This window comes from Serratia sp. 22278, assembly GCF_052045405.1.
GTDB lineage: Bacteria > Pseudomonadota > Gammaproteobacteria > Enterobacterales > Enterobacteriaceae > Serratia > Serratia marcescens.
This window is the reverse complement of sequence record NZ_JBQEOW010000006.1, coordinates 167,797-180,071: the sequence shown is the minus strand read 5'-3', so window position 1 is coordinate 180,071 and position 12,275 is coordinate 167,797. Positions and strand designations below refer to the sequence as shown.

12 protein-coding genes are annotated in these 12,275 nt (G+C 64.7%); 9 read left to right on the top strand and 3 right to left on the bottom strand.

Annotation, left to right across the window (positions count from 1 at the left end; all coding sequences use genetic code 11):
• Positions 1-10: 10 nt before the first annotated feature.
• The 7 genes from fdxH to selB all read left to right on the top strand — a co-directional run bounded on the left by fdxH (position 11) and on the right by selB (position 7,195).
• On the top strand, positions 11-913 hold the full coding sequence (gene fdxH, locus ACTJJ6_RS13765) for a formate dehydrogenase subunit beta (protein ID WP_004934014.1): 903 nt from the start codon (positions 11-13) through the stop codon (positions 911-913).
• The gene (gene fdoI, locus ACTJJ6_RS13760; RefSeq protein ID WP_004934017.1) at positions 910-1,545 is read left to right on the top strand and encodes a formate dehydrogenase cytochrome b556 subunit; all 636 of its coding nucleotides are present in this window, start codon (positions 910-912) and stop codon (positions 1,543-1,545) included. The genes fdxH and fdoI overlap by 4 nt, the downstream gene beginning before the upstream one ends.
• Positions 1,545-2,474, top strand: coding sequence for a formate dehydrogenase accessory protein FdhE (gene fdhE / locus ACTJJ6_RS13755; RefSeq protein ID WP_033639080.1), 930 nt, complete (start codon positions 1,545-1,547; stop codon positions 2,472-2,474). The genes fdoI and fdhE overlap by 1 nt, the downstream gene beginning before the upstream one ends.
• Positions 2,475-2,588: 114 nt before the next feature.
• Positions 2,589-3,239, top strand: coding sequence for a DcrB-related protein (locus ACTJJ6_RS13750; protein ID WP_049299613.1), 651 nt, complete (start codon positions 2,589-2,591; stop codon positions 3,237-3,239).
• 35 nt (positions 3,240-3,274) lie between these two features.
• Positions 3,275-3,880, top strand: coding sequence for a glutathione S-transferase (locus ACTJJ6_RS13745; protein WP_004934025.1), 606 nt, complete (start codon positions 3,275-3,277; stop codon positions 3,878-3,880).
• Positions 3,881-3,947: 67 nt separating this feature from the next.
• Positions 3,948-5,342, top strand: coding sequence for an L-seryl-tRNA(Sec) selenium transferase (gene selA / locus ACTJJ6_RS13740; protein ID WP_016929563.1), 1,395 nt, complete (start codon positions 3,948-3,950; stop codon positions 5,340-5,342).
• Positions 5,339-7,195 carry a selenocysteine-specific translation elongation factor gene (gene selB, locus ACTJJ6_RS13735; RefSeq protein ID WP_440804172.1) on the top strand — a complete coding sequence of 619 codons (1,857 nt, stop codon included), beginning with the start codon at positions 5,339-5,341 and terminating at the stop codon, positions 7,193-7,195. Before selA ends, selB begins: the two co-directional genes overlap by 4 nt.
• Here selB and ACTJJ6_RS13730 read toward each other — a convergent pair.
• Positions 7,185-8,096: a LysR family transcriptional regulator gene (locus tag ACTJJ6_RS13730; RefSeq protein ID WP_049299611.1), complete on the bottom strand. Its 912-nt coding sequence runs from the start codon at positions 8,094-8,096 to the stop codon at positions 7,185-7,187. The genes selB and ACTJJ6_RS13730 overlap by 11 nt on opposite strands.
• A gap of 121 nt (positions 8,097-8,217) precedes the next feature.
• Here ACTJJ6_RS13730 and ACTJJ6_RS13725 point away from each other — a divergent pair, with 121 nt between their 5' ends.
• The gene (locus tag ACTJJ6_RS13725; protein WP_143778366.1) at positions 8,218-8,844 is read left to right on the top strand and encodes a LysE family translocator; all 627 of its coding nucleotides are present in this window, start codon (positions 8,218-8,220) and stop codon (positions 8,842-8,844) included.
• A 53-nt stretch (positions 8,845-8,897) separates the two neighbouring features.
• Here the strand turns inward: ACTJJ6_RS13725 and ACTJJ6_RS13720 are convergent, their stop codons facing one another.
• Positions 8,898-10,145 (bottom strand): MFS transporter, encoded by a 1,248-nt coding sequence (locus ACTJJ6_RS13720; protein WP_004934040.1) that lies wholly within the window; start codon positions 10,143-10,145, stop codon positions 8,898-8,900.
• Positions 10,146-10,362: 217 nt separating this feature from the next.
• On the opposite strand from ACTJJ6_RS13720, the gene ACTJJ6_RS13715 reads away from it, so the two are divergent.
• Positions 10,363-11,355, top strand: coding sequence for an acyltransferase (locus ACTJJ6_RS13715; RefSeq protein WP_197759014.1), 993 nt, complete (start codon positions 10,363-10,365; stop codon positions 11,353-11,355).
• Here ACTJJ6_RS13715 and ACTJJ6_RS13710 read toward each other — a convergent pair.
• On the bottom strand, positions 11,350-12,273 hold the full coding sequence (locus ACTJJ6_RS13710) for a GlxA family transcriptional regulator (protein ID WP_049299609.1): 924 nt from the start codon (positions 12,271-12,273) through the stop codon (positions 11,350-11,352). The genes ACTJJ6_RS13715 and ACTJJ6_RS13710 overlap by 6 nt on opposite strands.
• Positions 12,274-12,275 lie beyond the last annotated feature (2 nt).

The following is a 12,275-nucleotide window of genomic DNA, read 5'->3' as shown; positions in this document are numbered from 1 at the left end:
GAGACGAATTATGGCCATGCAATCTCAAGACATCATTCGTAAATCCGCCACCAATGGTTTCACGCCGGCGCCGCGCGCCCGTGACCACCAGGAAGAAGTGGCCAAACTGATCGATGTCACCACCTGTATCGGCTGCAAGGCCTGTCAGGTGGCCTGTTCCGAATGGAACGACATCCGCGACGAAGTGGGGCACAACGTCGGGGTGTACGATAACCCCGCCGATCTGACCGCCAAGTCGTGGACGGTGATGCGCTTCTCCGAGGTGGAGGAAAACGGCAAGCTGGAATGGCTGATCCGCAAGGATGGCTGCATGCACTGCGCCGATCCGGGCTGCCTGAAGGCCTGCCCGTCGGAAGGCGCGATCATTCAGTACGCCAACGGCATCGTCGACTTCCAGTCCGAGCACTGCATCGGCTGCGGCTACTGCATCGCCGGCTGCCCGTTCGACGTGCCGCGCATGAACAAGGACGACAACCGGGTGTACAAGTGCACCCTGTGCGTCGACCGCGTGGACGTCGGCCAGGAACCGGCCTGCGTGAAAACCTGCCCGACCGGCGCGATTCACTTCGGCACCAAGGAAGCGATGAAGCAGGTGGCGGCGGATCGCGTCAGCGAGCTGAACACCCGCGGCTACCAGAACGCCGGTCTGTACGATCCGGCGGGGGTGGGCGGCACGCACGTGATGTACGTGTTGCACCACGCCGACAAACCGCAGCTGTACCACGGTTTGCCGGACAACCCGAGCATCAGCCCGGCGGTGACCTTCTGGAAGGGCGTGTGGAAACCCCTGGCGGCCATCGGTTTTGCCGCCACCTTCGCGGCCAGCGTGTTCCACTATGTCGGCGTCGGGCCTAACCGCGTCGAGGATGAGGACGAGCACGACGAGTCGCACGACGAGGAGACGCGCAAATGAGAAAGGAAAAGCCCATTCAGCGTTACAGCGCGCCGGAGCGCATCAACCACTGGATCGTGGCGTTCTGTTTCGTGTTCGCCGCCATCAGCGGGCTGGGGTTCTTCTTCCCCTCCTTCAACTGGCTGATGAACATCTTCGGGACGCCGCAGCTGGCGCGCATTCTGCACCCGTTTGTCGGGGTGATCATGTTTGCCGCGTTCCTGCTGATGTTCCTGCGCTACTGGAAGCATAACCTGATCAACCGGGAAGATATCGTCTGGGCCAAGAACATCCACAAAATCGCCATGAACGAGGAAGTGGGTGATACCGGGCGCTATAATTTCGGCCAGAAGTGCGTGTTCTGGGCGGCGATTATCAGCCTGGTGCTGCTGCTGGCCAGCGGCGTGGTGATCTGGCGGCCGTATTTTGCGCCGTCGTTCTCCATCCCGCTGATCCGCATCGCGCTGCTGGTGCATTCGCTGGCCGCGGTCGGCCTTATCATCGTGATTATGGTGCACATTTACGCCGCATTGTGGGTAAAAGGCACCATTACCGCGATGGTGGAAGGCTGGGTGCCGGCGGCCTGGGCCAAGAAACATCATCCGCGCTGGTACCGTGAGGTCCGCGAGAAACGACAGGAAGATAAACCCTGATGAGTATCCGCATCGTTCCTAAAGAGCAGTTAGGGGCACAGCGTGAGAAGTCCACAACGGCGGAGAACATCCCGCCGTTACTTTTCGCCAACCTGAAAAGCCTGTACAGCCGCCGCGCCGATCGTCTGCGTCAGCTGGCGGTCGACAATCCGCTGGGCGACTACCTGAACTTCGCCGCCGAGCTGGCGCAGGCGCAGCAGCATGCGCTGCACGATAACCCGCTGCAGCTCGATCTGAGCGAAGCGCTGGCGCAGGGCGCCGCCAGCGGCAAACCGCCGCTCGATCTGAGCGTGTTCCCGCGCAGCGAGCACTGGCGCAAGCTGCTGACGTCGCTGATCGCCGAGCTGCGCCCGCAGGCGCCGGAGCATATCCTGGCGGTGCTGGACAACCTGGAGAAGGCCTCGGCGCACGAGCTGGAGCTGATGGCCGACGCCTTGCTCAACCGCGAGTTCGGCAAGGTGGGCAGCGAAAAGGCGCCGTTCCTCTGGGCCGCGCTGTCGCTCTATTGGGCGCAGATGGCCAGCCTGATCCCTGGCAAGGCGCGCGCCGAATACGGCGAGCAGCGTCAGTTCTGCCCGGTGTGCGGCAGCATCCCGGTCTCCAGCATGGTGCACATCGGCACGGTCAACGGCCTGCGCTATCTGCACTGCAACCTGTGCGAAAGCGAATGGCACGTGGTGCGGGTGAAGTGCAGCAACTGCGAGCAGACCCGCGATCTCAACTACTGGTCGCTGGACAGCGAACAGGCGGCGGTGAAGGCGGAAAGCTGCGGCGACTGCGGCACTTACCTGAAAATCCTCTATCAGGAAAAAGACCCGCAGGTCGAAGCAGTGGCCGACGATCTGGCTTCGCTGGTGCTGGACGCTCGTATGGAAGAAGAAGGCTTCGGCCGCAGCAGCATCAATCCGTTCCTGTTCCCGGCGGAGTAACCGCCCGGCCCCGTTCGCGCGGGGCCGGACCAGCAATTTCAGCACGGGCTTCTGGCAATCGCCCGGGCGAGTTGCTACGTTTAGGCCATAACGCGCCAAGCGAAAGGAACCACGATGTTAAACACCCTGGCAAAACTGACCGCGGTCGCCGTGTTGGCGATCGGACTGGCGGCCTGCGACAACAAGGACGACACCAAACCGGCGGTGCCGCCACCCGACACCAAACCGACCGTGACGCAGCCCGCGCCACCGCCGCCGCCTGCGCCGGTAGAAACCCCGCCCGCGCCGCCGGGGCTGAACGTGTCGCTGCAGAAGGGCAAGATCACCTTCGAGCTGCCGCCGGGCTTTAGCGATCAAACGCTGAACAGCGGCATCATCAACGACAGCACCTCCACCATTCAGCGCTTTCTTGACGGCAAGTCGCGCCAGAGCGCGGTTTCGTCCGAAGTGATCCCGCCTGACGGCATGAAGCTCAATACCAGCGACAAAATGCTGAAAGAGCTGACACAGAGCGCCATCACGGTGCTGGCCGAGCGCTATCAGAATATCCAGACCACCAAAGAAGAGAACTTCACCGTCGGCAAACAGAAGTTTCGCCGGGTGGATACCGAGCAGACCGTCAACGGGCAAAAGGTGGTCTCCACCCTGGTGTTGACGGTGTTCAACAAACGGGTGGTAACGCTGCAAATGCTGTCGCCGGCCAAAACGCCGGAAGTGCATCAGGCGCTGGTGCAGCGGATTATCGATACCCTGGCGGTGAAGTAAGGACGCCGCGGCCAGGACGAAGCGGAGGAGACCGGATGAAGCTTATCGGCAGTTACACCAGCCCCTTTGTGCGCAAGATTTCCGTGATGCTGCTGGAGAAGGGGATTGCGTTCGAATTCGTCAACGATCCGCCGTATGAGCCCGGCAGCCGGGTGAAGGAGCTGAACCCGCTCGCCAAGGTGCCGGTGCTGATCGCCGATGACGGCGAGGTGTTTTACGACTCGCCGGTGGTGGCCGAATACCTCGAGCTGCTGGCGGTGGAGCCGGCGTTTTTGCCGGCCGAACGCGCCGCCGCGTTGCGCGTTCGGCAGGTGGCGGCGTTGGCGGACGGCGTGACCGAAGCGGCGGCGACCCTGTTTCGCGAAAGCCGGCGCGCGCCGGAAAAACAGGACGAAAACTGGATGTTGCGCCAGCGTGACAAGCTGACGCAGGGCCTAGACGCACTGGAGGCGCTGGCGCGGGAAAAAACGTGGCTCAATGCCGAGCGGCTGACGCTGGCGGATATCGCCACCGGCTGCGCGCTGGGCTACCTCAATTTCCGCCGCATCCTGCCCAACTGGTGCGTCGAGCGCCCAACGCTGGTCAAGCTGGCCGAACGCCTGTTCGCCCGCGAAAGTTTCGCCCGCACGGCGCCGCCTTGAGTTTTTTTCTCCCCGCCGCGGCGGGGTTTTGCTATGCCGATACGTCTAAATTGAAAACCGAGCGACCATGAGCACTGAATCCCACCTTCTTTACAGTCAACTGCCCGCCATCGACCGTCTGCTGCGTGAACCCGCGATTGAACCGCTGGTGGCGCAGCATGGCCAGACGCTGATCGGTGAACTGTTGCGCCGGCTGCAGGCCCAGGCGCGCGACGCGATCAAGCAACAGCAACGCTTGCCGGCCTGGTGCGGCGACTGGCCGCAGGCGCTGCGGGCCGAGCTGGCCCGGCAGCAACGCCCGGCGTTATTGCCGGTGTTCAACCTCAGCGGCACCGTGCTGCACACCAATCTCGGGCGCGCCCTGCTGGCGCAGCCGGTGAAAGATGCGGTGAGCGCGGTGATGGGGGAGGCGGTGACGCTGGAGTACGATCTGGACGGCGCCGGGCGCGGCCATCGCGATCGGGCGGTGGCGGATCTGCTGTGCCGGCTGACCGGCGCGGAGGACGCCTGCATCGTCAATAACAACGCGGCGGCGGTGCTGCTGATGCTGGCGGCGATCGCCCCCGGCAAAGAGGTGGTGGTGTCGCGCGGCGAGCTGGTGGAAATCGGCGGCGCGTTCCGCATTCCCGACGTGATGCGCCAGGCCGGCTGTCAATTGGTGGAGGTCGGCACCACCAACCGCACCCATCTGAAGGATTACCGCCAGGCCATCAATGAGCAGACTGGCCTGTTAATGAAAGTGCACACCAGCAACTACAGCATTCAGGGCTTTACCGCGGCGGTCGACGAGGCCGAACTGGCGCAGCTCGGAGCCGAACAGGGCGTGCCGACCGCCACCGATCTGGGCAGCGGTTCGCTGATCGATATGGCGCAGTACGGCCTGCCCGCCGAGCCGATGCCGCAGCGGCTGCTGGCCGCCGGCGTCGATCTGGTGACATTCTCCGGCGATAAGCTGCTGGGTGGCCCGCAGGCCGGCATCATCGTCGGCAAAAAGGCGCTGATCGCCCGTTTGCAGCAGCACCCGCTCAAACGCGCGCTGCGCGTCGGCAAGCTGACGCTGGCGGCTCTGGAGGCCACGCTGCGGCTCTATCTGCAGCCGGAAAAACTGGCAGAGCAATTGCCGACGCTGCGGTTGCTGACCCGCCCGCAGCAGGAGATGCAACAGGCGGCCGAGCGGCTGCTGGCGGCGCTGACGCCGCGGTTCACCGCCGATTTCGAGCTGCGCGCCGAACCTTGCTGGTCGCAGATTGGCAGCGGTTCGCTGCCGGTGGATCGCCTGCCCAGCTATGCCCTGACCTTCACGCCGCGCGACGGCCGCGGCGCCACGCTGGAAGCGCTGGCTGAACGTTGGCGCCGTCTGCCGCAGCCGGTGATCGGCCGCCTCGGCGACGGCCGGCTGTGGCTGGATCTGCGCTGTCTGGAACAGGAAGGGGCGCTGATCGACGCGCTGAGCGCATCATGATCATCGCCACCGCCGGCCATGTCGATCATGGCAAAACCACCCTGCTGCAGGCGATCTCCGGGATCAACGCGGATCGCCTGCCGGAAGAAAAGCGCCGCGGCATGACCATCGATCTGGGCTACGCCTACTGGCCGCAGCCGGACGGCCGGGTGCTGGGCTTTATCGACGTGCCCGGCCACGAGAAATTCCTCGCCAATATGCTGGCGGGCGTCGGCGGCATCGACCATGCGCTGCTGGTGGTGGCCTGCGACGACGGCGTGATGGCGCAGACCCGCGAGCATTTGGCGATCCTGCGCCTGAGCGGGCGCCCGGCGCTGACGGTGGCGCTGACCAAGGCCGACCGGGTGGAGGCGGCGCGTATCGATGAGGTGCGAGTTCAGGTGCGTGACGAGCTGGCGCGTCAGGGCTGGCCCGATGCGCCGCTGTTCGTGACCGCAGCGGCGGCGGGAGTGGGCATCGAGGCGCTGCGCGCGCATTTGCTGGCGTTGTCGCCCGGCGAGCATGCGCTGACGCGCCGTTTTCGCCTGGCGGTAGACCGCGCGTTCAGCGTCAAAGGGGCGGGGCTGGTGGTGACCGGCACCGCGCTCGGCGGCCGGGTGAAGGTGGGGGATACGCTGTGGCTGACCGGCGCCGATGCACCGGTGCGGGTGCGCGGCCTGCATGCCCAGAATCAGACCGTGGAACACGCGCAGGCCGGGCAGCGCATCGCGCTTAACATCAGCGGCGATGTCGATAAAGAGCGGATCGCGCGCGGCGATTGGCTGCTGGCGCAGCGCCCGCCCGAAGCGGCGGAACGCATTCTGGTGGCGCTGGAGACGGATCGGCCGATCCGCCATTGGCAGCCGCTGCATCTGCACCATGCCGCCAGCCACATCACCGGGCGTATTTCGTTGCTGAACGACGGGCTGGCGGAACTGATCCTCGATCGCCCGCTGTGGTTGGCACAGAACGATCGGCTGGTGCTGCGCGATATCGGCGCGCGGCAAACGCTGGGCGCGGCCCGGGTGCTCAGGCTGAATGCGCCCAAGCGCGGCAAGCGTCAGCCGGACTATCTGGCATGGCTGCAGGCCCTGGCGCTGGCGCAGGACGATGCGCAGACGCTGGCGCTTGAATTGCCGCACGGCGCGCTGTCACTGGCAGCGTTCGCCTGGGCGCGTCAATTGACGGACGATGGCCTGGACGAGCTGCTGGCGAACCGCGATCTGCTGATCGTCGGTGACCGGGCGCTGGCGCAGGATCAGGTGCAACAGGCGGAAAGCCGCCTGCTGCAGGTGCTGGCGGAGTACCACCAACAGCACGCCGATCAGCTGGGCTTAGGGCGCGCCCGCCTGCGGCGCATGGCTCTGCCTCAGCAGCCGGAGGCGTTGGTGTTTATGATGATCGATCGGTTGCTGAAGGCCGGCGCGCTGCGCAATACGCGCGGCTGGCTGCACCTGCCGGAACACGGCCTGGCGTTCAGCGCCGAAGAGGCGCCGCTGTGGGCGCGCATCGAACCGCTGTTCGGCGACGAGCCGTGGTGGGTGCGCGATTTGGCGAGCGAACTGGGCGAGGAAGAGAGCCGGGTGCGCGCGCTGCTGCGCAAGGCGGCCCAGTTGGGCCATGTGACGGCGGTGGTGGTGGATCGCTACTACCTCAGCCGACGCATCGATCAGTTCGCGGCGCTGATCCGCGAGCTGGATGCGGAGCGCGGCGGCGCCAACGCCGCCGATTTCCGCGATCGGCTCGGCGTCGGGCGCAAGCTGGCGATCCAGGTGCTGGAGTTCTTCGATCGCAGCGGCTTTACCCGCCGCAAGGGCAACGAGCATCTGCTGCGCGACGGCGGGCTGTTCGGTAGCGAGTCCCCTACCCGATAAACCTGACGGCGGCCCGGCTGACGTCGGGCGTTTGGGCGGCGAGAAATGCCTGTAAGCGTTCGATCAGCGGCCGTTTTGCCGATTCTTCCGGCCAAACCAGATAGTAACCGTCGCCGGTGCGCACGGCGACGTCACAAGGCAGCGCCAATAATCCCTCCTCAATCGTCCGCAGGCTCAGCGCCAGATCGCCGATCGAGACGCCGTGCCCGGCGATGGCCGCCGCGTTGCCCTGTTCCAGCGAATCAAATACCTGGCCGCGCATGAGATCGATCGGGGCCGCGATGCCGCTTTTCTGCAGCCAGCGCCGCCAGTCGCGCCGATCGGGCGACGGGTGGATCAGCGGGCAGGCGGCGAGATCCCGCTGCCCGTCGGCGAGCAGCGCGGGGGCGCAAATCGGGATCAGCCATTCGTCGAACAGCTTGGCGGCGGCGGTATTGGCGCCAAAATGGCCGTTGCCGAGCAGGATGGCGCAGTCGTAGGGTTCGCTGAAAAAATCCACGCTGTCGATGTCCATCCAGACGCTGGCTGCCTGCACCTCGAACGCCTGCGCCGTTTGCCGGAACCGGCTCAGGCAGTCCAGCAGCCAGCGCAGGGTCAGGGTGGAGGGCGCCTTCAGCCGCAGCAGATCGCGGTGGCTTCTGAACAGCTCGCAGGCTTGCTCGATGCGGCCAAACCCTTGCTGCAGCTCGGCGGCGAAGATTTTCCCCTGCGGCGTGACCTCGATACGCGGGCCGTTGCGCTGGAACAGCCGGCAGCCGAAGTGCTGCTCCAGCGTTTTGATGTGCTTGCTGACCGCGCTCGGGGTGAGATGCAGCTCCTCGGCGGCCAGCGTGAACGAGCCGGTGCGGGCGGCGCTTTCGAAGGCGCGCAGGGCGTAAAGCGGCGGAAGGGAACTGGCCATCGCGGCGTCTCTAATAATGAGTCTGATTCACAGTAAACGACAGGATTACTCCTTTTTCAAGGCGGGGGCGGCGGCATGATAATGGCGCGACGCCAACTGACTGAATGTGAGTGAAATAAAGATGAACCTGTCGTTGCTGGCGGCGTATTTCGCCGCCATTTTGTTGCTGATCGCCACGCCGGGGCCGGTGGTGATGGTGGTGGCCAACACCGCGGCGCGCTTTGGCGCCCGGCGTGCGCTGTTGACCGCGCTGGGCAGCAACGGAGCCTCCTTGTTGCTGATCGGCGTCGCCGCGCTGATTATCACCGGGCTGTTCGCCGTGGATATGCGCTTGCTGCAGTGGATAGGCCTGCTGGGTTGCCTGTTTATTGGCCGTATGGCGATCGTCTCGCTGTATGAGGATTTATCCGCGCGAGCCCCCGATGCGCAGCCCGTTGCGCCGCCGCAAAAACGCCCGGCGATCCTGAACGGTTTTCTGGTGGGCATCGCCAACCCCAAAGACATTATCTTCTTCGTCGCCTTTTTCCCGCAGTTCATCGCCGTCACCCCCTCGATCGGCGCCAGCCTGACGCTGCTGACCGCGCTGTGGGTGCTGGCGGACTTCGCCATTTTGCTGACCTATATCACCCTGCTGTCGGGAACGGCGCTGCAGCGCGCGCGGCGGGCGATCTCTGTCCTGTCGGCGTTGCTGTTGTTGGCGGTGGCGGTGGTGGGAGCGGGGTATGCACTGTGGGGGTTGCTCGGCTGAAGCCGCATAAAAAACGCCGGTCGGGAAACCGGACCGGCGTTTTATCGTCGCGTTTACGCCGCGCCGTTCGGCTGCGGCGTGGGGTCGCCGTTGCGGCGTTTGCCGAGGAACAGCGCCACCAGCGTCAGCCAGCACAGGCCGCTGATGAGGTTGAACAGGTTGAACAGCCCGCTGCCGCCCCAGACGTAGGCGACCTTGGCCAGCTCGATGCCGACGGTGAACACCATCATGCTCAGCATGCCCATCGTGGCCGACACTGTGCCCTTGCTGACGTTGCTGGAGAACAGCGTCAGGCGGTACAGCCCGGCGTTGGCCAGGCCAATGCCGAAGGCGTACAGGCTCAGGCCGGCGGTCATCCACAGGTAGGCGTGGCTGGAGAACTGGGTCGCCAGCGCGGCGATCAGCAGCCCCAGCAGCATCGGGCCTGCGCCCAGCTTGATCAGGCGCTCCACGCTGTTTTTGCCGGTCAGGCGCGCCAGCGTCAGGTTGCCGAGGATCAGCGCGCCGAACACCGGGATCTGCAGCAGGCCGTAGTCCAGCGTCGACAGCGACTCGCCGCTGATCAGGATCACCGGCGACTGGGCGATCCAGGCCAGCAGCGGCAGGCTGGCGAAACCGATCGCCAGGGCGCCGCACAGGAAGCGGCGGTTGCCCAATACCTGGCGGTAGTCGCGCCATAGGTTGGCGGCGGAAAACGCCTCGCCCTGCAGCGTGGCGGTTTCCGGCATGGCTTTCCACAGGCCGTAGAAGGCGATGGCCGCCAGCGCCGCAAACAGCACGAACATGCTTTGCCACGGCGCGACGTGGATCAGCGCCGCGCCGGCCAGTGGCCCCAGCAGCGGGGCGATCAGCGCCACGTTGGCCATCAGGGCGGTGATCTTGATGCACACCGCCTCCTCGAACGACTCCTGGATGGTGGCGTAGCCGACCGCGCCGATAAAGCACAGGCCGATGCCCTGCAGGAAACGCATGGCGATAAACTGCTCGATGGTGGTGACCAGCAGGATAGCCAGGCAGGAGACGATAAAGAACGCCACCCCGGCCAGCATCACCGGACGACGGCCGCGGCGATCCGACAGCGGCCCGAGCAGCCACTGCAGGAAGATGCCGCCGGCCAGATAGGCGGTCATCGAGGTAGGCACCCACTCTTCGCCGGCGTTGAAATCCGCCACGACGGCCAGCATGCCCGGCTGAATCATATCGTTGCCGATATAGGTGGCGAACTCGAACAGCACCAGACAAAGAGGGAATAAAAGCGCCTGTCGGCCCAAACGTGCCGCAGGTGGTAATGTCGTTTTCATATTATTGTACTGATAGTAAAAGAGAAAAAGGAACTGCCAGGGCGGGAAGCGCAAACTGAGCGAGTTGTGGCGGCTATTTTGCCGCCAATTGTTCACCTTCGCAATCATAAGGTGTTGTTTAAGTGCATTCTGATATTTCGCTTTTGGGTTGTCGCCGAACGCCGTGCCCGATAACCTCTTCTTAACATATCAATATGACACAAGATCGGGCGAGCGTTTGAGCGAGAAAATCGGCTGGATAGACAACCTGCGGGCGATGGCGTGCATGATGGTGGTGATGATCCACGCCACCACCTATTACGTCACCAACGGCGCGGCGATAGGGCTGCACAACTGGGATATCGCCAACGTGCTGAACTCGCTGTCGCGCGTGTCGGTGCCGCTGTTCTTTATGATTTCCGGCTACCTGTTCTTCGGCGAAAAGAACGCCGGCCGGCGGCATTTCACCCGCATCGCCTGCTGCATTCTGTTCTACAGCGCCATCGCGCTGATCTACATCGCGGCCTTCACCAAGATCGGTTTCTGGCCGTCGCTGCGCGGCATTTTGCAAAAGCCGGTGTTCTATCATCTGTGGTTTTTCTACGCCATTGCAGTGATTTACCTGCTGTCGCCGCTGATCAGCGTCAAACCGGTGTCGCGCCGCTACCTGGCCGCCGCGCTGGTGGTGTTGGCGGCGATCGCCAACCCGAATACCGACAAGCTGACCTTCGGCAACGCGCATCTGCTGCCGGTTAACCTGTATATCTACGGCGATACCTTCTACTACCTGCTGTATGCGTTGGCCGGGCGGGCGATTGGCATGATGGAGACGCGTGGGCGCGCCGTGGGCTGGCTGGCGGCGTTGGGATTTGCGCTGTGCGTGGCGCTGATCGCGCGCGGCACCAAACATCAGCTGTTCATCAACGGCAACTTCGCCGATACCTACTACATCTACAGCGGCCCGCTGGTGTTTATGGCGGCGGTGGCGCTGCTGGTGTGGGTGAAACACTGTCTGCCGCAGCCGATCGGCTGGCTGAGCGCGTTTTCCCGCCATTCGCTGGCGATTTACGGTTTTCACGCCCTGATCGTCAACGTGATGCGCAATCGGCACCTGGATTTCACCGGCCACCCGCTGCTGGATATCTTCTGGGTGTTCGGCGTGGCGCTGGGGCTCAGCCTGCTGCTGTCTGTCGGCCTGCAGCGGCTGGATACCCGTCGGCTGGTGTCATAGCGGCGAGCGCTGGCGCTGCTGGGCGCGGCGCAGCTGCCGCCCGGAGGAAAAACCGGCCGCCAGTGCGGCCTTCTCCAAGCCATATCCTTGCTGCAGGCGCTGTTGCGCCACCGCCAACCGCAGCTGTTCATGATATTCCCGTACGCTGATGCCGACGTGGCTGCGAAACAGCCGCGCCAGATGGCGGCTGCTGACGTGCGCCTTCTCCGCTATCTGCGGCACCGACCAGTCGGCCTCCGGCTCGGCGGCCATCACGTCCTGCGCGCGGTGCACCGCCGGGTGCAGGTGGTTGCGGTAACGCAGCCAGGGCGACAGCTGCGGATCGTCGCCGGCGCGGCGGAAATAGACCACCATGTCGCGGGCGACGTCGCGCGCCCGGCCGGAGCCGCAGTGGCGGTGGACCAGGTGCAGCGCCAAATCGATGCCGGTGGTGATGCCCGCGCTGGTGTAGACGCCGCGGTCTTCAACGAAGATGCGGTTCTCTTTCACCTGCGCCGCCGGCGCCTGCCGGCGGATACGCTCGATAACGTCGTGGTGGGTGGTGCACTGATAGCCGTCGAGCAACCCGGCCTGCGCCGCCAGCAGCGCGCCGGAACAGATGCACACCAGGGTGATGCGCTGCCGCTGCAGATCGGGCCGCAGCGTCGCCAGCCAGCGACGCGCCTGCTCGGCCTCTTCCCCGGCGAAATAGCGCTGCGAATCGCCGACCCCCGGCAGCACCAGGATAGCGCCGTCGTCCAGGCGTTCGGGCAACGGCTGCAGGCCGCTCAGTGTCATGCCGATGGAACAGACGATCTGCGGCGCCGGGCTGAGATAACGCAGGCTGAACTGCCCGGCGAGGCGCAGGGTTTCCGCCGGGCCGCTGACGTCCAGCGACAGCACGTTGGGCAACAGCAGAAAATAGACGGCCTGCGACATGA

Excerpts from the sequence above, each read along its gene's own strand:
- fdxH (WP_004934014.1), top strand. The coding sequence starts at position 11 with ATGGCCATGCAATCTCAAGACATCATTCGTAAATCCGCCACCAATGGT.
- fdoI (WP_004934017.1), top strand. The coding sequence starts at position 910 with ATGAGAAAGGAAAAGCCCATTCAGCGTTACAGCGCGCCGGAGCGCATC.
- fdhE (WP_033639080.1), top strand. The coding sequence starts at position 1,545 with ATGAGTATCCGCATCGTTCCTAAAGAGCAGTTAGGGGCACAGCGTGAG.
- ACTJJ6_RS13750 (WP_049299613.1), top strand. The coding sequence starts at position 2,589 with ATGTTAAACACCCTGGCAAAACTGACCGCGGTCGCCGTGTTGGCGATC.
- ACTJJ6_RS13745 (WP_004934025.1), top strand. The coding sequence starts at position 3,275 with ATGAAGCTTATCGGCAGTTACACCAGCCCCTTTGTGCGCAAGATTTCC.
- selA (WP_016929563.1), top strand. The coding sequence starts at position 3,948 with ATGAGCACTGAATCCCACCTTCTTTACAGTCAACTGCCCGCCATCGAC.
- selB (WP_440804172.1), top strand. The coding sequence starts at position 5,339 with ATGATCATCGCCACCGCCGGCCATGTCGATCATGGCAAAACCACCCTG.
- ACTJJ6_RS13730 (WP_049299611.1), bottom strand. The coding sequence starts at position 8,096 with ATGGCCAGTTCCCTTCCGCCGCTTTACGCCCTGCGCGCCTTCGAAAGC.
- ACTJJ6_RS13725 (WP_143778366.1), top strand. The coding sequence starts at position 8,218 with ATGAACCTGTCGTTGCTGGCGGCGTATTTCGCCGCCATTTTGTTGCTG.
- ACTJJ6_RS13720 (WP_004934040.1), bottom strand. The coding sequence starts at position 10,145 with ATGAAAACGACATTACCACCTGCGGCACGTTTGGGCCGACAGGCGCTT.
- ACTJJ6_RS13710 (WP_049299609.1), bottom strand. The coding sequence starts at position 12,273 with ATGTCGCAGGCCGTCTATTTTCTGCTGTTGCCCAACGTGCTGTCGCTG.